This is a genomic window from Phaeobacter sp. JH20_37 (assembly GCF_048056015.1).
Taxonomy (GTDB): Bacteria; Pseudomonadota; Alphaproteobacteria; order Rhodobacterales; family Rhodobacteraceae; genus Phaeobacter; species Phaeobacter bryozoorum.
Genome location: NZ_JAYMWW010000013.1, coordinates 1263675 through 1281212 on the forward strand (window position 1 = coordinate 1263675; position 17538 = coordinate 1281212).

The 17538-nt window shown below is 64.8% G+C and carries 16 protein-coding genes; 8 read left to right on the top strand and 8 right to left on the bottom strand.

The window, feature by feature from the left end; genetic code table 11:
• Nucleotides 1-34: 34 nt before the first annotated feature.
• Nucleotides 35-1099 carry a YeeE/YedE family protein gene (locus VWZ87_RS10935; RefSeq protein WP_416534707.1) on the top strand — a complete coding sequence of 355 codons (1065 nt, stop codon included), beginning with the start codon at nucleotides 35-37 and terminating at the stop codon, nucleotides 1097-1099.
• A gap of 128 nt (nucleotides 1100-1227) precedes the next feature.
• Here VWZ87_RS10935 and VWZ87_RS10940 read toward each other — a convergent pair whose 3' ends face one another.
• On the bottom strand, nucleotides 1228-3423 hold the full coding sequence (locus tag VWZ87_RS10940; protein WP_416534708.1) for a primosomal protein N': 2196 nt from the start codon (nucleotides 3421-3423) through the stop codon (nucleotides 1228-1230).
• A gap of 192 nt (nucleotides 3424-3615) precedes the next feature.
• On the opposite strand from VWZ87_RS10940, the gene fsa reads away from it, so the two are divergent.
• From fsa to VWZ87_RS10965, 5 genes are all read left to right on the top strand, one after another.
• The gene (gene fsa / locus VWZ87_RS10945) at nucleotides 3616-4269 is read left to right on the top strand and encodes a fructose-6-phosphate aldolase (RefSeq protein WP_072505527.1); all 654 of its coding nucleotides are present in this window, start codon (nucleotides 3616-3618) and stop codon (nucleotides 4267-4269) included.
• 233 nt (nucleotides 4270-4502) lie between these two features.
• The gene (locus VWZ87_RS10950; RefSeq protein WP_340544586.1) at nucleotides 4503-5210 is read left to right on the top strand and encodes a DUF484 family protein; all 708 of its coding nucleotides are present in this window, start codon (nucleotides 4503-4505) and stop codon (nucleotides 5208-5210) included.
• A complete protein-coding gene (locus tag VWZ87_RS10955; protein WP_416534709.1) occupies nucleotides 5207-6142 on the top strand; it encodes a tyrosine recombinase XerC in 936 nt (311 codons plus the stop codon). The genes VWZ87_RS10950 and VWZ87_RS10955 overlap by 4 nt, the downstream gene beginning before the upstream one ends.
• A 97-nt stretch (nucleotides 6143-6239) precedes the next feature.
• Nucleotides 6240-6581 (top strand): hypothetical protein, encoded by a 342-nt coding sequence (locus VWZ87_RS10960; protein ID WP_416534710.1) that lies wholly within the window; start codon nucleotides 6240-6242, stop codon nucleotides 6579-6581.
• A 169-nt stretch (nucleotides 6582-6750) separates the two neighbouring features.
• Nucleotides 6751-7446: a CDP-alcohol phosphatidyltransferase family protein gene (locus tag VWZ87_RS10965; RefSeq protein WP_340544582.1), complete on the top strand. Its 696-nt coding sequence runs from the start codon at nucleotides 6751-6753 to the stop codon at nucleotides 7444-7446.
• Between the two features lie 60 nt (nucleotides 7447-7506).
• Here VWZ87_RS10965 and VWZ87_RS10970 read toward each other — a convergent pair whose 3' ends face one another.
• The gene (locus VWZ87_RS10970; RefSeq protein WP_416534711.1) at nucleotides 7507-8001 is read right to left on the bottom strand and encodes a methylated-DNA--[protein]-cysteine S-methyltransferase; all 495 of its coding nucleotides are present in this window, start codon (nucleotides 7999-8001) and stop codon (nucleotides 7507-7509) included.
• Nucleotides 8002-8263: 262 nt separating this feature from the next.
• On the opposite strand from VWZ87_RS10970, the gene VWZ87_RS10975 reads away from it, so the two are divergent.
• Entirely contained in the window at nucleotides 8264-8599 is a 336-nt protein-coding gene (locus VWZ87_RS10975; protein ID WP_340544580.1) for a hypothetical protein, read from the top strand.
• A gap of 245 nt (nucleotides 8600-8844) precedes the next feature.
• Here the strand turns inward: VWZ87_RS10975 and ileS are convergent, their stop codons facing one another.
• From ileS to VWZ87_RS10990, 3 genes are all read right to left on the bottom strand, one after another.
• Nucleotides 8845-11775 (bottom strand): isoleucine--tRNA ligase, encoded by a 2931-nt coding sequence (gene ileS / locus VWZ87_RS10980; RefSeq protein WP_416536339.1) that lies wholly within the window; start codon nucleotides 11773-11775, stop codon nucleotides 8845-8847.
• 269 nt (nucleotides 11776-12044) lie between these two features.
• Nucleotides 12045-12533 (bottom strand): DUF2269 family protein, encoded by a 489-nt coding sequence (locus VWZ87_RS10985; RefSeq protein WP_416536338.1) that lies wholly within the window; start codon nucleotides 12531-12533, stop codon nucleotides 12045-12047.
• Between the two features lies 1 nt (nucleotide 12534).
• Nucleotides 12535-13842 carry an SDR family oxidoreductase gene (locus VWZ87_RS10990; RefSeq protein ID WP_416536337.1) on the bottom strand — a complete coding sequence of 436 codons (1308 nt, stop codon included), beginning with the start codon at nucleotides 13840-13842 and terminating at the stop codon, nucleotides 12535-12537.
• 155 nt (nucleotides 13843-13997) lie between these two features.
• On the opposite strand from VWZ87_RS10990, the gene VWZ87_RS10995 reads away from it, so the two are divergent.
• On the top strand, nucleotides 13998-14420 hold the full coding sequence (locus tag VWZ87_RS10995; RefSeq protein WP_416536336.1) for a group III truncated hemoglobin: 423 nt from the start codon (nucleotides 13998-14000) through the stop codon (nucleotides 14418-14420).
• A gap of 107 nt (nucleotides 14421-14527) precedes the next feature.
• On the opposite strand, the gene VWZ87_RS11000 is transcribed toward VWZ87_RS10995, so the two are convergent.
• The 3 genes from VWZ87_RS11000 to VWZ87_RS11010 are packed head-to-tail and all read right to left on the bottom strand — an operon-like array spanning nucleotide 14528 to nucleotide 17519.
• Nucleotides 14528-15565 carry a YcjF family protein gene (locus tag VWZ87_RS11000; protein WP_416536335.1) on the bottom strand — a complete coding sequence of 346 codons (1038 nt, stop codon included), beginning with the start codon at nucleotides 15563-15565 and terminating at the stop codon, nucleotides 14528-14530.
• Nucleotides 15562-16107 carry a GNAT family N-acetyltransferase gene (locus tag VWZ87_RS11005; RefSeq protein ID WP_416536334.1) on the bottom strand — a complete coding sequence of 182 codons (546 nt, stop codon included), beginning with the start codon at nucleotides 16105-16107 and terminating at the stop codon, nucleotides 15562-15564. The genes VWZ87_RS11000 and VWZ87_RS11005 overlap by 4 nt, the downstream gene beginning before the upstream one ends.
• Complete coding sequence (locus VWZ87_RS11010) at nucleotides 16104-17519, bottom strand: YcjX family protein (protein WP_416536333.1); 1416 nt, start codon at nucleotides 17517-17519, stop codon at nucleotides 16104-16106. Before VWZ87_RS11010 ends, VWZ87_RS11005 begins: the two co-directional genes overlap by 4 nt.
• Nucleotides 17520-17538: the final 19 nt, after the last annotated feature.

The following is a 17538-nucleotide window of genomic DNA, read 5'->3' on the forward strand; positions in this document are numbered from 1 at the left end:
TCACAAAGCGGAATTTCATGAAAGGTGGCTGCAGGTGGACGGATTTATCGGATTTGTCGAATGGGTTGGCGAACCCGGCGCGGCGGCCCTGCTCGGGGCTTTGACCGGTGGCATCTTTGGCGTGGCGGCGCAGCGCTCACGGTTCTGCCTGCGGGCCGCCACCGTGGAATTTGCCCGGGGCCGGATGGGGGACCGGGTAGCGGTCTGGCTGCTGACGTTTTCGACCGCGCTGGTCTGGGTGCAGGCTGGTCGGCTGCTGGGCTGGATCGATACCGATGAGGCGCGGATGATGGCGGTGCCGGGCAGCTGGTCCGGTGCCATCATCGGCGGGCTGATCTTTGGCATCGGCATGGTGCTGGCGCGGGGCTGTTCGGGTCGGCTGCTGGTGCTGGCCGCGAGCGGAAACCTGCGCTCGGTGGTGTCGGGGCTGATCTTTGCCGTGACCGCCCAGATGAGCCTTTCCGGGCATCTGGCGCCCCTGAGGGATTATCTGGCCGGGCTCCGGATCACCTCCGGCGGGCGCAATCTGGATCTGCTGACCGCAGCCGGTCTGCCGGAGTGGTCCGGGCTGGTCATCGGCCTGCTAACGGCACTCCTTGCGCTGGGTTTGTCCGCACAGAACCGCATCGGCGCGGGTCGGCTGATCTTTGCCTCAGGGGTCGGCTTTGCGGTGGCGCTTGGCTGGGCGCTGACCTCGGCGCTGGCACAGGTGGCCTTTGATCCGGTGCAGATCGAAAGCGCGACCTTCACCGGCCCCTCGGCACGGATGCTGATGTTTTTCCTCGATCGCGCCTCGGTTCTGGAATTCGATATCGGGCTGGTTGCAGGGGTCTTTGGCGGCGCGATGCTGGCGGCTGCCGTTGGTGGAGAGATGCGCCTGCAGGCGTTTGACGACGCTGCCACGATGCGCCGGGCGATGATTGGCGCGGCCCTGATGGGCTTTGGCGGCATGTTGGCGGGTGGCTGCGCCATCGGTGCGGGTGTCACCGGCGGATCGATCTTTGCGGGCACCGCCTGGCTTGCGCTGTTTTCCATGTGGGTCGGGGCGGTGCTGACCGATCTGTTGACCGATCAGCGGCGGATGTCGGCGCTGGCCTGACCACATGCGAGGCGCTGCCTCGCGCTCCGGGATATTTGATGCCAGAAGATGACAAGCCGCAGATATCTTCTGGCCGGAAATATCCCGGGGGAGGCCGCAGGCCGGGGGCAGCGCCCCCATCGGATTCCTCAGAAGAAATTCTGCGGGTCGATATCGACGGAGAGACGCAGATCCGCCTTGAGACGTATCGGACCAATCCAGCGGGCGATTGCATCCTGTAGCGGCGTCCCCTTGTCGGCCTTCACAAGCAGGCGCACCCGGTGGCGGCCACGGATCCGCGCTATGGGCGCCGGTGCCGGACCAAAAACCTGCGCGCCGATCTGGCGCAGTGGCATGTCATTGCGCGCCAGCGTCAGGCCAAGATCCATCACCGCAGGCAGATCCGGCCCCGACAGGATGATGCCCGCCATCCGCCCATAAGGCGGTACGCCTGCGGCGTGACGTTCGGCCGCTTCGGCCTTCCAGAAGGCTTCCTCATCGCCGGAGAGGATCGCGCGGATGACCGGGTGTTCGGGCTGGAAGGTCTGCATCAGCGCCTCGCCCGGCCTGTCGGCGCGCCCGGCCCGCCCTGCGACCTGCCGCATCAGCTGGAACGTTCGCTCCGCCGCGCGCAGATCCGACCCTTGCAGGCCAAGATCCGCGTCAATCACGCCAACCAGTGTGAGCAGCGGGAAGTTATGCCCCTTGGCCACCAGTTGGGTGCCGAGGATGATATCGGCCTCCCCTGCGGCGATCTCCTCGATCCGTTGCTTCAGGGCGCGGGCGGAGGCGAAGAGATCGGAGGACAGGACCGCGATCCTCGCTTCGGGGAACAGCGCGGCGGTTTCTTCGCCCAGCCGTTCGATACCGGGGCCGACGGGGGCCATCTTGCCCTCGACCTGACAGGTCGGGCAGGCGTCCGGTACGGGTTTGGTCTCGCCGCATTGGTGGCACATCAGCCGCTTCATGAAACGGTGTTCAACCATGCGGGAATCGCAATGGTCGCAGGTCACATGGCCGCCGCAGGCGCGGCAGATGGTGACCGGTGCAAAGCCACGGCGGTTGAGGAACAGGAGCGATTGTTCGCCGCGTTCCATGCGGGCTGTCATTGCCTGTTTCAGTGTTGGTGAGATCCAGGTCGAGGCGGGCAGTTTTTCCGCCCTCATGTCGATCGCGCGCATCTCTGGCAGCACCGAGGCGCCAAAACGAGAGGTGAGATCCAGACGGCTGTATTTGCCTGCCTCGGCATTGGCCCAGGTCTCCAGCGAGGGCGTGGCCGACGCGAGCACCACCTGCGCCGAACACATGGCCGCGCGCAGCACCGCCATGTCGCGGGCATTATAACAGACCCCTTCGTCCTGTTTGTAAGAGGTGTCATGTTCCTCATCCACAATGATGAGGCCGAGGTTCTGATAGGGCAGAAACAGCGCCGAGCGCGCACCGATCACCAGCTGCGCCTTGCCCTGCCCGACCATGCGCCAGACCCGGCGACGTTCGGTCATCGTCGCGCCCGAGTGCCATTCGGCGGGCGTCGCACCAAAGCGCTGCTCGACCCGTTTAAGGAATTCTGCCGTCAGGGCGATTTCCGGCAAGAGCACCAGCGCCTGGCGTCCTGCGCGCAAGGTTGCGGCGACCGCCTCCAGATAAACCTCGGTCTTGCCGGAGCCGGTGACGCCCTTCAGCAGCGTGGTGCCGTAGCGGCCACTGGCGACCCCCTCGCCAAGTGTGGCGGCGGCGGCAGCCTGATCGTCGGTCAGGGTCTTGCCGGGCAGGTCCGGGTCGAGGCGCGGATAGGGCAGATCACGCGGCGCGTCCTCTTCGCGCAGGGCGCCCTGTTTCACCAGCCCCTTGACCACCGAGGTTGTGACCCCGGCAAGATCCGCGAGTTCCTTCGCCGTGAAGGCCAGGCCGCCGTATTCCTCCACCGCCGAGAGCACCCGCTCGCGGGCATCGGTCATGCGGTCGGGCATCTGGCCGGTGGGGCGCAGCACCTTGCGCATGGAAACGGGATCCGAGAGGCCCGGTGCGCGGGTCGCGAGCCGCAGCATCGCGGGCAGCGGGGTCAGCGTGTAATCGGCGGATTTGGCGAGGAACTGGCGCATTTCATCGCGCATCGGGGCCACATCCAGCACCCTATTCACCGGGCGCAGCTTGGCCGAATCGAAATCGCCCGCCCCCGGCCCCCAGATCACCCCGAGCACACGGCGCGGGCCGAGCGGCACCTCGACATAGGCGCCGAGATGGCAGCCGCCCTCGGGCGCGCGATAGTCAAGGACGCGGTCCAGCGGCTGTGTCGTCAGGACGCCAACCCGGTCGCCTTGGTGAAAAAATGCCTGCTCCTGCACGCGTTTCTGCCTCTTCTGCCCATCCGCCGGGGCCGGGTGTTTCCCCGCCCTGCTGGTTCTGCCCCGGCCTTGGTGCCTGAGCCCGGGCCTGCTGCTCAGCTCGATCCGGGCGTTACGGGGGGTTTTTAAAGCCCGCCCCATCAGGTAAAGGCTAGCGCAATCAAGGCCAACCCATCCAGAGGACCCTAGCCGATGAAATTCTTCGTAGACACCGCTGAAATCGACGCCATTGCCGAGCTGAATGATCTGGGCATGGTGGATGGTGTGACCACCAACCCCTCGCTGATCAAGAAATCCGGTCGTGACATCATCGAAGTGACCAAGGAAATCTGTGATCTGGTCGATGGTCCGGTCTCTGCCGAGGTGACCGCAACAGATGCCGAGACCATGATCGCCGAAGGCCGCAAGCTGGTTGAGATCGCCGAAAACATCGCTGTAAAAGTGCCGCTGACCTGGGACGGTCTGAAGGCCTGCAAAACCCTGACCGACGATGGCCATATGGTGAATGTGACCCTGTGCTTCTCGGCCAATCAGGCGCTGCTGGCGGCCAAGGCTGGCGCGACCTTCATCTCGCCCTTCATCGGCCGTCTGGACGATATCAACCTCGATGGCATGGATCTGATCGCGGATATCCGCACCATCTATGACAACTACGGCTTTGAGACCGAGATCCTTGCGGCCTCCATCCGCAGCGCCAACCACGTGCTGGAAAGCGCGCGCATCGGCGCCGATGTGATCACCGCACCGCCCGCAGTGATCAAGGGTATGATCAACCATCCGCTGACCGACAAGGGTCTGGATGCCTTCCTCGCCGATATCAAGGCTGCGAACATCAAGATCCTGTAAGGCCGGGGACCGTCGATAGACGGCCACGACACGTTAGAGACAGCAAGGGGCGGCCTGACGGGCGGCCCCTTTTTCTTTGTGCCGCTGGCCTGTGCGGGCGATCGCAGGGCGACCGGTATCTGAGGCGTTCCATCGGCAGGGTTTTGCAAAGGGTGTCCAAAATTTTGCCACCCCTGCGTGAAACCCGTGTTATAACACCGGCAAAACCCATCAGAGGTCAAAAAGAGCAGAGCATGAGCACGACGGCAGAACTGGAAGATACCCTGCGCCAGGCGATCCTGGCCAAACCCGACGCCCTGTTGGAGGACCAAAGCGTGATGAGCGCGCTGGTCAGCGCCAATGAGCGCGCGATGGGGTCCAATATCGTGGACCTGCGCGGCATTGCGATGGAGCGGATGGAGGCCCGGTTGGACCGGCTGGAGGACACCCATCGGTCGGTGATTGCGGCGGCTTATGAGAACCTTGCCGGGACCAATCAGATCCATCGTGCCGTCCTGCGCCTGCTGGATCCGACGGATTTTGAAAGCTACCTCGGCAATCTTGGCGGTGAGCTGGCGGAAATCCTGCGGGTGGATTCGATCACCCTGGTGCTGGAATCGCCGCAGCCGGAACAGGATGCCGCCGTGCAGCGCATGGATCAGGTGCTGAAAGTGGTCGAGCCGGGGTTTGTCGAACAGTATATCAACCCGCAGCGGAGCGGGCCGGACCGTCAGGTCACGCTGCGCCAGATGCAATCCGGCAATCCCCGCACCCATGGGGCAAAGGCCGAGTTCATCCGCTCGGAGGCCTGTCTGAAACTGGAACTGGGCGCAGGCCGCCTGCCCGGCCTGCTGGTGCTGGGAGCCGAGGATCCGCACCAGTTCACCCCGCAGCATGGTACTGACCTGCTGGCGTTTTTTGCCGGCGTTTTTGAGCGCTCGATGCGCCACTGGCTGTCGTGACGCCAGCGGCCACAGTGCTGATCTCTCCGGCCTGCCGCGATGCGCTGGAACACTGGCTGGCCGGTCTGGCGGCGCTACAGGGGGCGGCGGCGAATACCATCACCGCCTATCGCGGCGATGTGGTCGAATTCCTCGCCTTCATGACACAGCATTTTGGTGGCCCGCAGGGGCTGGGGGCGCTGGCGGAGATTTCCACCGGCGACATGCGCGCCTGGATGGCGGCCACCCGCGCCACCGGGACCGGGGCACGATCACTGGCGCGCAAGCTCTCGGCGGTCAAAAGTTTCTACACCTGGCTGGCTGAACGGCAGGGGTTTGAACCCACCGCCGTGCTGTCCGCCCGCAGTCCGAAATTCCAGAAGAAATTGCCCCGCCCGCTGGCGCAGGAGGCCGCCCGCGCGATGATCGAGACCGTGGAACATCAATCCACCACCGATTGGGTCGCCGCCCGCGATGTGGCGGTGGTGACGCTGCTTTATGGCTGCGGGCTGCGGATTTCGGAGGCGCTGGGTCTGACAGGAGCAGACGCGCCGCTGCCTGCGGTGCTGCGGATCACCGGCAAGGGCGGCAAGGAGCGGATCGTGCCGGTATTGCCCGTGGCGCGGGATGCGGTGGATCGCTATCTGCGACTTTGCCCGCATCCGCAGGAGCGCGCGGGACCGCTGTTTCGCGGGGTACGCGGCGGCGCGCTGAACGCACGTATCATCCGCAGCGCCATGGCACAGGCCCGCGCGCAGCTGGGTCTGCCTGCCAGCGCCACGCCACATGCGCTGCGTCACAGCTTTGCCACCCATCTGCTTGAGGCCGGCGGCGATCTGCGTGCGATTCAGGAACTGCTGGGCCATGCCTCGCTGTCGACAACACAGGCCTATACGGCCGTGGATACGGCACATTTGATGGATGTCTACAACCGCGCCCACCCCAAAGCGTAAGACCTGCGCAAAAGGTGCATATGCGTAAGCGGCCTTAACCCCGCGGTAACGGCCATGGGAGAAATTACTGGCGTCAAATCCAGAAGGATCCCCAGTGATGAGTATCGTATCCCAAAGCCATACCTCCGAAAGCGCACCGCTTGGCGCGCCGTATAATCCCGCAAACCGCAGTGCCGCCCATGCCACGACCTCCGATATCGGTGATGTGGATTTCAGCCAGTTCTATGAACAGCTGCTGGCGGATCTGGACAGCGATGGCGACCGCCAGATCTCCGATCAGGAATGGGCCGCCTACCGCGCCGGGAAAGCCGCCCGTGGCGAATATGTCGCCAGCCCCGGACCATCGGAGGCCGGTGCCTACCCGCAGCTGGTGGACAGCCGCAATCTGACCGAGACGCTGTTTCGCAAGGCACTGATGGAAAACCCGGACCACGAGTGACGCCAATTGCGGTGCCGCGACAGCAGGGCGCCAGCCAGCGATGGACGCCGAACCGATCCGTGGCAGCAGGTGGCACCGAGGACACCAAAGGCCTGAATTTCCGCCTATGGATGCAGCGTTTTCCCATTGACCACTTGCGAGATAACGGGAAATTCGCCATCAGGGGCAGATGACACCTCAGTTTCGCGCCCTCTCCGTTCACCTGCTCACCGCCACCGGTGCGGTGTTTGCAATCCTCGCCATGCTGGCTGCGGCTGATGCCAAGTGGAGCCTGATGTTTGTCTGGCTCGTCGTGGCCTTTGCCGTGGATGGTATTGATGGGCCGCTGGCCCGCCACTATGAGGTGAAACGCTATGCGCCGGAGTTTGACGGCGTGCTGCTCGATCTGATCATCGACTATCTCACCTATGTGTTCATTCCGGCCTTTGCCCTGTTCAAATCCGGCCTGATGGCAGGCTGGACCGGCTGGATGGCGCTGATCGTGATCACCTTTGCCAGTGCCTTGTATTTTGCCGACACCCGGATGAAGACCAAGGACAACTCCTTTTCCGGTTTTCCGGGATGCTGGAACATGCTGGTGCTGGTCATCTTTGCGCTAGAGCCGAGCCATTGGACCAGCCTGGTTCTGGTCACCCTCCTGGCGATTGCCATGTTCCTGCCGCTGAAGTTCATTCACCCGGTCCGCACCGAACGCTGGCGCAAGGTGTCGCTGCCGGTGGCGCTGGCCTGGACCTTCTTTGCCGGCTGGGCCGCCTGGGTGGATTTCCACCCGCAGAGCTGGGCACATTGGGGGCTGGTGCTGACTTCGATCTATCTGATCTTTGTCGGTATCGCCCAGCAGATCGTGCCGGAGCGCGAGGCCTGAGCCTCAGCCGCTGACGGGGGCATGCCGCCCTGCGATGTTTGCAAAAAATGGCCGCGGTGGTCAGATCAGCAGGCCGGCCGCGCCTTCGTGGCGCAGCAGGGCCACCTTTGTTTCCACACCGCCTGCACCGGAGAACCCGCCCAGTCCGCCCGCGCCCAGAACCCGGTGGCAGGGGATGATCACCGGGATCGGATTGGCTCCGCAGGCATTGCCCACCGGCTGCGCGGCGGCGCCAAGCTCCCGCGCGATTTCACCATAGGTGCGGGTCTCCCCCAGCGGAATCGCCGACATGGCAGCACAGACCCGGCGCTGAAAATCGCTGCCCGCCACCGCCAGCGGCAGGTCGAATTCCGTCAGTTCATGGGCAAAATAGGCGCGCAGCTGGGCAAGCGCCCGCTCCGTCAGCGCCGAAGCCGACGCTCCGGCGGGCGCCGTTGACCAGTCCAGCCGGACAATGGCCCCGTCCCGCTCGGTCACACAAAGCCAGCCGACCGGCGTGTCGAGACCGGCCTGAGCGATATGCTGTGTCGCGGTTGCAGAGAGCTGCCCGGTCACGATGATCCCTTATTGCTGCGGCGGCACGCCTCAACGTCGCTGGCCGCCCGGATCGCAGCACCAGGGGCTGCTGATCCCATCCGCCGACTCTCTGCGCGATGGCCACCGCCGTCAAGGCAATGCCCGATCCGGGGCCGTCAGGATCCTAACCTTTTGGATAGGAACCTATGCCTTCGGCGCTGTCGGCTACCCACAGGAGCGCATGCAATTTCGCCAAATTTTAGTAAAGATGGGTCTCAAGTTGTTAAGAAGGTCAGTCACCATGCAGATCACCGGTCAATCAAATGTCAGCGTGTACCGTATGCTGAGCGGACATATGAATGGGCAGCAGGCCGCGCAGGCGGGCCAGCCCGGTGAGCAGACGGGTGGCCTGGAGAGTGTCGCATCGGTCGCCAAGAAAGCGGCAGCCACATCGACACAGGCAGCTTTGACCGGACCGAGCGAAGGAGCAAGCATGATGGCAGGCACCCAGTATCTGCGTTCAGTGGTTCAACAGAAACTGCAGGATCTGCAGTCGGGCTACCACGCAGGGCCGCTTCCGGTCAGCGAGGTGATCGCCCAGAACCAGTATCGTGCCGCCCAGCGGGTGATCGGCTGAGGCATCCGGGAGGTTCACCCCGGCAGGCCACGCCCCGCCGCGCCGACTGCGGAACAGCAGCACAAAGAGATTTCATAGAAACCCCCGGCGTTTGTTGACAGGGGCCCCTGTCGCGGACGTCCAAAAGAAGCGCGCCGCCCGCCCCATCTAGGAGCGGGCGGCGCGCAGATCCCTGACGGGATCTGTGATCACCACAGGCGAGACGGGCGGACATCAAACCCGCCCGCGCCCACTCTTAGCGCGGCTCAGCCAAGCGCCGCATCACAGCGGCCGCAGACTCCCGCATGGCTGTGGTTGCCCACATCCGGCAGGATTTTCCAGCAGCGCTGGCACTTATCACCATCGGCCTTCTCGAACACCACCGACACGCCGTCCACCTCGGGCATGCGGAAGGCTTCGGCCGGGGCCGGGTCACCGCTGAGCACGATATCGGAGGTGATGCAGACATCGGCGAAATTCACCGATTTCAGCGCCGCCAGAACCTCGGCATCGCGCACATGCACCACCGGCGCGGCCTCCAGTGAGGCGCCGATCACCTTGTCGACGCGCTGCACCTCAAGAGCGGCGGTAACGACGCGGCGGGCCTGACGGACCTTGGCCCATTTCGCAGCCAGCGGCTCATTCAGCCAATCGGCCGGGGTCGTCGGGATATCCTGAAGATGCAGCGAGCTGTCATCGCCGGGGAACCGCTCCAGCCAGACCTCTTCCATGGTGAAGACCAGGATCGGGGCCAGCCATGTGGTCAGCCGGTGGAACAGGATATCCAGCACCGTGCGGGCCGCACGGGCGTTCAGCGTGTCGCCGTCACAGTAGAGCGCGTCCTTGCGGATATCGAAATAGAAGGCCGACAGATCCACGGTGGCAAAGTTGAACACCGCCGAGAACACACCCTGGAAATCAAAGGCCTGATAGCCGGTGCGGACCTTGTGATCCAGCTCCGCCAGACGGTGCAGAACCCATTGTTCCAGCTCGGGCATATCGGTCGGATCCACGCGCTGATCTTCGGAGAAATCCGCAAGGCTGCCGAGCATGTAGCGCATGGTATTGCGCAGGCGGCGATAGCTGTCGGCGACACCTTTGAGGATTTCCGCCCCGATCCGCTGGTCGGCGGTGTAGTCGGTCTGTGCCACCCAGAGACGCAGGATATCGGCGCCATACTGCTGGACGATTTTCTCGGGCACAATGGTGTTGCCGAGCGATTTGGACATCTTGTTGCCCTTCTCGTCCAGCGTGAATCCATGGGTGACCACGTTGCGATAGGGCGCGCGGCCCTTGGTACCGCAGGCCTGCAAGAGGGAAGAGTGGAACCAGCCGCGATGCTGGTCGGTGCCTTCCATATAGACGTCGGCGATACCGTCCTCGGTGCCGTCCTCGCGGTCACGCAGCACAAAGGCGTGGGTGGAGCCACTGTCGAACCAGACGTCGAGCACGTCAAAGACCTGATCGTAATCGTCGGGGTTCGCGATGCCGTCGAGCATCTTCTCCTTGAAGCCATCCGTGTACCAGACATCGGCGCCATGTTCCTCAAACGCGGCCACGATGCGGGTGTTCAGCTGTTCATTGCGCAGGAGGAAATCGGGATCTGTCGGCAGCACGTCCTTCTTCACGAAGCAGGTGAGCGGCACGCCCCAGGCGCGCTGGCGCGACAGCACCCAGTCCGGGCGGCTTTCGATCATCGAATAGAGGCGGTTCCGGCCGGTCTGCGGGGTCCAGTGCACCAGCTGGTCGATGGAATTCAGCGCGCGGGTGCGGATGGTATCGCCCATCTCGCCCATGCCGTCGTCCAGCTCGCGGTCCACGGAGGCAAACCACTGCGGGGTGTTGCGGAACACGATCGGTGCCTTGGAGCGCCAGGAATGCGGGTAGCTGTGGGTGATGCGGCCACGGGCGATGATGCCGCCGGCCTCGACCAGCTTGGCGATCACGGCGGTGTTGGCCTTGCCTTCCTTGCCCTTCTTGTCAAAGATCTGAAGCCCGGCAAAGAACGGCACATGCGACAGGAATTCAGATTCCTCGCCCACGTTGTGGGTCATCCGGTCGATCCAGTTGCGCGCGACGAAACACTCATAGTCATCCGCACCATGGCTGGGCGCGGTGTGGACAAAGCCGGTGCCTGCATCATCGGTGACATGGTCGCCGTCGATCATCGGCACGTCATAATCCCAGAAGCCGTTCGCGCCCTCGATACCATTGAAGGGGTGTTTACAGATCAGCCCTGCAAATTCGGAGGCCTCAACATCGCGGACCTTGGTGAATTCGGTGACGCGGGATTTGCCAAGCGCATCCTCGGCCAGCGCGTTTGCAAAGAGATAGAGATCACCGGGGTTGGTCCAGCTTTCCTCTTCGGTGGCGTCCACACGATAGAGGCCGTAAGCGACCTTCGGATTGAAGGCGACGGCCTTGTTCGACGGGATCGTCCAGGGGGTGGTGGTCCAGATCACCACGCGGGCATCGGCCAGATCGCCGGTCGCATTGGCAAAGCCGAAGGGCACCCAGATGGTGTGCGATTTATGGTCGTGATACTCGATCTCGGCCTCGGCCAGCGCGGTTTTCTCAACCGGCGACCACATCACGGGTTTGGAGCCCTGATAGAGCGTGCCGTTCATCAGGAACTTCATGAATTCATCCGCGATCACCGCTTCGGCGTGGAAATCCATTGTGATATAAGGATCAGCCCAGTTGCCGGTGATGCCAAGGCGTTTGAATTCCTCGCGCTGGATATCAATCCAGCCTTCGGCGAACTTGCGGCACTCCTGACGGAAATCGACGACGTTCACCTCGTCCTTGTTCTTGCCCTTCTTGCGGTACTGCTCTTCGATCTTCCATTCGATCGGCAGGCCGTGGCAATCCCAGCCCGGCACGTAGCGCGCGTCAAAGCCCATCATCTGGTGCGAGCGGACGATCATGTCCTTGATCGTCTTGTTCAGCGCGTGGCCGATATGCAGGTGACCGTTGGCGTAAGGGGGGCCGTCATGCAGGGTGAAGGGCTTGCGCTCGGCATCGGTGCCCTTGGCGGCGGCGGCCTTTTCGCGAAGTTTGTCATAGACGCCAATCTGCGCCCAACGCTCCAGCCAGCCCGGCTCACGCTTGGGCAGGCCCGCGCGCATCGGGAAATCGGTTTTGGGCAGATTGAGGGTGTCTTTGTACTCAGGCGTCTGAGGCGTGTCGGCACACATGTGCAGCGTCCTTTGGATGATCTGGTCGTATTTTGGGATATTCGGTTCGGTGCGATGGCTCAAGCACCTTTGCCCGGCGGCTCACGTGGTCAGAGCGCCGGGGATATAATTCGAATAATGATGGCCGCAACATGGGACATGAGGGCCTTATAGGCAGGAGCGGCAGGCGGGTAAAGCGGCAGTTGTGCCGCACTGCGATGAGGGCTGTGCCCGTTCCGCACGGGGTGGGACGGGCGCTGCCCGGCCTGCGGCCAGGCAATAAGTAAGAACTAACGTACCAGCCAGATACCCAGATCCGGACGCGCCAGCATCAGCCAGAGGATCATCAGCACCGCAGCAAAGGCGGGAATGCCGCAAGCAAACCAGATAGCGAACAGCCGGTGATAGCGCGCTGGCAGCGCCTCTCCCGCCGCGGCTGCCGCCCGCGCCAGATTGCGCAGCCGCAGCTGGATCCAGACCACCGGCAGCCAGAACAGCCCGGTCAGCAAATAAAGCCCCAGCGAAAGCGCCAGCCAGCCGGCGCTCAGCGGCCAGCCCAACCGCCAGGCCAGCAGCCCGCCGGTGATTGGCTGCGCAATCACGGCTGTGGCGGTGAACAGCAGGTCAGCCAGCACCACCACGCTGGCGGTGTGGGCAATCAGTGCGGCATCCCGTGTCCGGTGTGCCATCAGCATGAAAAAGGCGATGCCCGCGCCGGTGCCCAGCAGCACGCAGGCGCCGATCACATGCAGCCAGCGCAAGGCAAGGTCCAGGTCCATCTCAGCGCTCCTGCAGCAGCTGATGGGTGATCAGCGCCAGCAGCAGCCCCGGCAGCACCTTGACCAGCGGCCCCAGCGGATCCGCCCACATCTGCGGGGTGACCACCGTGGCTGCAGTCAGGTAGATCAGCGAAACCGCTGCCATACCCAGGCAGGCCCGCGCCGCCCAGGGCCGCCACAGGATGGCCAGCCCCAGGGCGATGTCGGCAAGCGACCAGAAGGCGACGCTGGCTTTCGCCGGCGGGCTGCCCCAGCCTGCATCCGCCAGCACCTTGGCGGCAGCCTCCAGCTGCCAAAGGCCGACCACGCCCGAGGCCAGCCAGAACAGGCTCAGCACCGCGACGGCGGCCGGCATCAGCAGCGCCATCCGCGCGTCCAGCCGCTGGGCGCGTCCCGAAGGCAGCGGCTGATAGATGGCCTTGAGCGAGGCAATCCCCTGCCCCATGGCGGCCCGGTACGGTGCGGGATCGCCGCGCACACCGCTCCGGATTTCGGCCATTGCGGTGGATCGCAGCGGGGAACGCCAGCCCAGCCGCCCCAATGCGTCAGCACATCCCGCCACCGGCGGCAGCAGCCAGTCCGGCAAACGCAGCAGCCAGCCCGCCGGGGCAAACCCCAGCCACGCCCGGGTCTCTGCCAGCACCTCCGCCAGGGTTTGCGGCTGATCCTCCACCAGATCAAAGGTGCCTTGCGGCAGCTCCCCCCGCAGCGCGGCAACCACCGCCGCGGCCAGATCGGCCATGCCGATGCATTGCACCGGCGCGTCTGCCAGCGCCACGGGCTGCACCAAGGGCACCGCCGCCAGCATCCGCAGCAGACCCGTGCCGCCATAGGCATTTTGCCCGATCACCAGCCCCGGCTTCAGGATCCTCAGCGGCACACCAGCGGCCTGCAAGGCGGCATCCCCGCGCCCCTTGCTGCGCATGAACTCTGTCCCGGCATCCGGACCTGCACCGGCCGCTGAAATCTGCACCACGGCGATGTTCCGCTCTGCACAAGCCACCCCCAGGGCAGCAATGGCCGTGTGATGCACGGCCTCCAGCTCGCCCGGCGCCATATCTTGCAGAATGCCAGCGCAGTTGACCACAGCGTCCGCGCCCTGCAGCAGCGGCACCCACTCTTCGGGCTGCAAAAGCTGCAGCAAGTCGCCCTGCACAAACGGCACACCCGGCAGCACCCGGGCAGCCTGCACGGCGCTGCGGCCCAGGCCGGTCACATGCATTCCAGCGGCCCGCAGGGCGCGTACCACCTCAGCCCCGACAAACCCGCAGGCGCCCAGAACCAGCACGCGCTTTGCGCTCTCCGCCATCAATGAATACCTTTTTGCCAAATCTCCCGCTCACCATAACGGCAGCAGCCGCAGGCGCCAGCAGAGGCTTGAACAAGCGCTGCGTCAGATACGCCCCCCTTTCGTTGGTCTCTGCTTCAGCATATCTAGCGGCAGATGGCAGGCCGGAGCAGACAATGACCGAAACCACAACACAGAACCCACTGGCGCGGTTCGAGATCACCGCAGAGGAGATTTCCCGCGTGGTCGCAGTGTTTTACATGCAGGTGCGTGCGGACGACGTGCTGGGGCCGGTGTTTGCCGCCCATGTCTCCGACTGGCCGGAACATGAAGAGAAGATCGCGGGCTTCTGGCGCAATGCGATCCTGCGGGAGAAATGCTATAGCGGCAATCCGATGCGGGTGCATGTCAGCAGGCCGGATGTGAAGGCGGAGCATTTCCCGCTCTGGCTGGGGCTGTTTCACGAGGTGTTGCAGGCGGAGCTGCCGGAACGGACGGCGCTGCAATGGGGCGCGCTGGCTGATCGGATTGGCGAGGGGTTTCGCACCGGGATCGTCGCCATGCGCCAGCCCAAGGATGCGCCACCGAAGCTGTTCTGATCCCGGAGGACGGCGGCTCTCCCGCCTCTGCGGCGGCGCTCTGGCGGGGCCAGAGCCACCTGGCAGCCTTGGGCGTGGCTTATGCTGCGCATGAGCCTCAGGCCTGCCTATTGATCCTTGGAAAACAGGCCGGTCAGGGCGCGCTGGATGACCTTGCGGGTGCTTGGCTTCTGCGCCTTTGAGAAGGCCATCGGGCGGCAGACCTCCATCGCGGCGATGCCAACGCGGGCGGAGAGTGCGCCGTTCACCAGCCCTTCGCCAAAGCGGCGCGAGAGTTTCGACAACAACGATCCGCCCAGCACCGGCTCCAGCAGGTCATCGCCAACGGCCACGGCGCCGGTGGCGACCAGGTGGGATAGCACGGCGCGGGTGAGCCGCCAGGAGCCGAGAAAACCGGACCGGCCGCCGTAGACATCGGCAATGCGGCGGATCATCCGCAATGAGGTCACAAGCGCGGTCACCACATCGGCCAGCGCCAGCGGCACCAGTGCGGTGACCGTCGCGACCTGACGTGCGCCACCTTCGACTACGCGCAGGGCGCGGGCATCCAGCGGCGCCAGCAGCTCCGCCTCGGCCAGTTGCAGCAGCGCGTCGGCATCCATGATATCGGCCTTGCGCTCGCTAAGCCGGGCCAGCCCCCAGGCGAGATCCTTGCGGCCGCGATAAAACCGTTCCAGCCCGGAGACATAGCTGCGCGCAGCCTTGAGATCGGCGGTGGCATCGGCGGTCCGGGCATCCGCCGCCAGCAGGGGCTGCGCAGCGCGCAGGCTTTCGACCCGGCGCAGGCGCGACAGCGCGGCCAGTTCGCGCAGACCCATCAGTAGCGCCAGCAGCAGGGCGATGGCAAAGCCTGCGCTGATGGCCCAGCCCAGAAGCGGCAGGCGGTCGATCAGCCCGGTGGTGAAATCCCAGGCCGCGACGGAAATGACGGCACCGATGAGGGCCATCAGACAGGCCCAGAACCAGCGCGCCAGCCGGGAGGGGCGACGGCTGGCCAGCTCCGCCGCCTGTGCCAGCGCGGGCTGTGGCAGGTTGCTGCTGGCGCCATCCAGATCAGGCACCGGTGGTGCGGCGGTCACATCCGGTGCGGCATCTGCCGTGGCGCTGTCGGAGAGGTCAAAAAGAACGGCGTCCTTGCGGGTCATGCTCTGTCCTTTGATGTGGCGGACGGTGATGTGGCGGACGGCCGGGCCTGCGCCGCCGGTCGGGGACCAGCGGCGGGCTGCGGCGTCGGCCAGAGATACTGGATATCCGGCAAGCGCTCATCATTGGTGGCCCCATCGCTGCGCGACTGCTCCCCGAAGCCTTCGCGCCGGTAGAACCGCTGCGCCCCCTCATTGGCCTGATGGGTCCAGAGTTCCAGCGGCGACTGCACCGATTTGGCATAGTCCAGCAGCAGGCGTCCCAGCCCCTGCCCGCGTGCACGCTGCCGGATGTAGAGCGCACAGATCGTGGCGCCGTCCCGCGCCAGAAAGCCTTCGATCCGGCCGCCGATCTGCACCACGGTGACCCAGCCGCGATCAATCATGATCCCGCAGAAGCCAATCGCCTCGGCACCGGTATGGCGTTTGGGCATCCATGGCGTGTCGACTTCGAACCCGTGCAGGATTTCGGCAATCTTGCCTGCGTCAGTGCTGCGGGCCGGGCGCAGCGCGGGCGGTGGATCAGACTGTGCGACACAGGTCAAAGGCGGTCTCCGATCAGGAATTCTGCCGCCCGGTCGAGGCGGATGTGAGGTGGGCCGTCGCCCGGACGCAGGGTGAGCGGAGCCGGGGCGAAGGCCATGGCCTGATAATCGCCGTCGAGCCAGGTCTCTGCGCCCTGCCGGGCCGGGGTCAGCAGATGCGAGGGATCCTGCGGCAATGCGCCGGGATAAAAGGCCGCAGGCTTGCCGCTGTCCAGAAGCGTGCCACGCACGCAGGGCAGCTCGATCCCGTTGTGATGGCGCAGTTCCTCCGTCGTGGCGCGCAGGGCGGCAAGCGACAGCGCCGCCGTCTCGGCCCCGGCGAAGCGGGCCCGGTCGCGGGCATCGCGGGTCAGCGCCTCGATGATGGCGGTCAGCTGCGGATGCTGCTGGTGATGCAGGTGATCGGCCTTGGTCGCCGCGAACAGGATCTTTTCCACCCGCTTGCCGCGCAGGATCTGGCGCAGAAACCCGTTGCGACCGGGACGGAAGGCGGCAAGGATATCGGTCATCGCGTGGCGCAGATCCTCGACCGCGCGGGGGCCGGAATGGATCGCGCTGAGGGCATCGACCAGCACAACCTGCCGGTCGATGCGGGCGAAATGATCGCGGAAGAAGGGTTTCACGACCTTTGACTTATAGGCCTCAAACCGGCGTTCCATCTCGCGGTGAAGCGACCGGCGCGGGGCGCTATCGCAAAGCGGGACCGGCGCGAAGGTCAGCACCGGCGACCCTGCCAGATCCCCCGGCAACAGGAAGCGCCCCGGTGTGCAGTCATAGTAGCCGGCGGCACGGGCGGCCTGCAGATAGGCGGCAAAGGCCGCGGCCAGATCCTGCGCCAGCGGTTCGTCATGGGGAGCTGTGGCGTCAACCTTCTGCGCCAGATCCAGAAACACCGCCGCCTGCGACCGACTGCGGATGCGGGTCAGCACCTCATCGCACCACTGGGCGTATGTCTTGTCCAGCAGCGCCAGATCCAGGAGCCATTCACCGGGATAATCGACAATGTCCAGATGCAGGGTCCGTGGTCCCTGAAGGCCCGACAGCAGACCGTTTGGCTGCACCTTCAGACTGAGGCGCAGTTCAGAGACGGCCCGCGTGCTGTCGGGCCAGAAGGGGCGCGGCCCGGTCAGGGCGCCAAGGTGGTTTTCGTAGTCAAATCGGGGCACGGTGTCATCGGGCTGGGGTTGCAGAAACGCCGTCTCGACCCGCCCTTCGCGCACCGCCGAGAGCTGCACCATCCGCCCCCGGTTCATCAGGTTGGCCACCAGTGAGGTGATGAACACGGTCTTGCCGGCGCGGGCGAGACCCGTGACGCCAAGGCGGATCGACGGTTCAAACAGGCTCTCCGAAAGGGCGGCGCCCGCCCCTTCGACGCTGCGCAAGACCCCGTCTGCCAGTGATGATAATCCCAAAGGTTTGCCCCGTCTTGCC

What these genes read in the sequence shown, in the direction of transcription:
- VWZ87_RS10975 (WP_340544580.1), top strand. Translation starts at nt 8,264, where the DNA reads ATGCAGATCACCGGTCAATCAAATGTCAGCGTGTACCGTATGCTGAGC.
- VWZ87_RS10990 (WP_416536337.1), bottom strand. Translation starts at nt 13,842, where the DNA reads ATGGCGGAGAGCGCAAAGCGCGTGCTGGTTCTGGGCGCCTGCGGGTTT.
- VWZ87_RS10950 (WP_340544586.1), top strand. Translation starts at nt 4,503, where the DNA reads ATGAGCACGACGGCAGAACTGGAAGATACCCTGCGCCAGGCGATCCTG.
- VWZ87_RS11000 (WP_416536335.1), bottom strand. Translation starts at nt 15,565, where the DNA reads ATGACCCGCAAGGACGCCGTTCTTTTTGACCTCTCCGACAGCGCCACG.
- VWZ87_RS10960 (WP_416534710.1), top strand. Translation starts at nt 6,240, where the DNA reads ATGAGTATCGTATCCCAAAGCCATACCTCCGAAAGCGCACCGCTTGGC.
- VWZ87_RS10985 (WP_416536338.1), bottom strand. Translation starts at nt 12,533, where the DNA reads ATGGACCTGGACCTTGCCTTGCGCTGGCTGCATGTGATCGGCGCCTGC.
- ileS (WP_416536339.1), bottom strand. Translation starts at nt 11,775, where the DNA reads ATGTGTGCCGACACGCCTCAGACGCCTGAGTACAAAGACACCCTCAAT.
- fsa (WP_072505527.1), top strand. Translation starts at nt 3,616, where the DNA reads ATGAAATTCTTCGTAGACACCGCTGAAATCGACGCCATTGCCGAGCTG.
- VWZ87_RS10995 (WP_416536336.1), top strand. Translation starts at nt 13,998, where the DNA reads ATGACCGAAACCACAACACAGAACCCACTGGCGCGGTTCGAGATCACC.
- VWZ87_RS10965 (WP_340544582.1), top strand. Translation starts at nt 6,751, where the DNA reads ATGACACCTCAGTTTCGCGCCCTCTCCGTTCACCTGCTCACCGCCACC.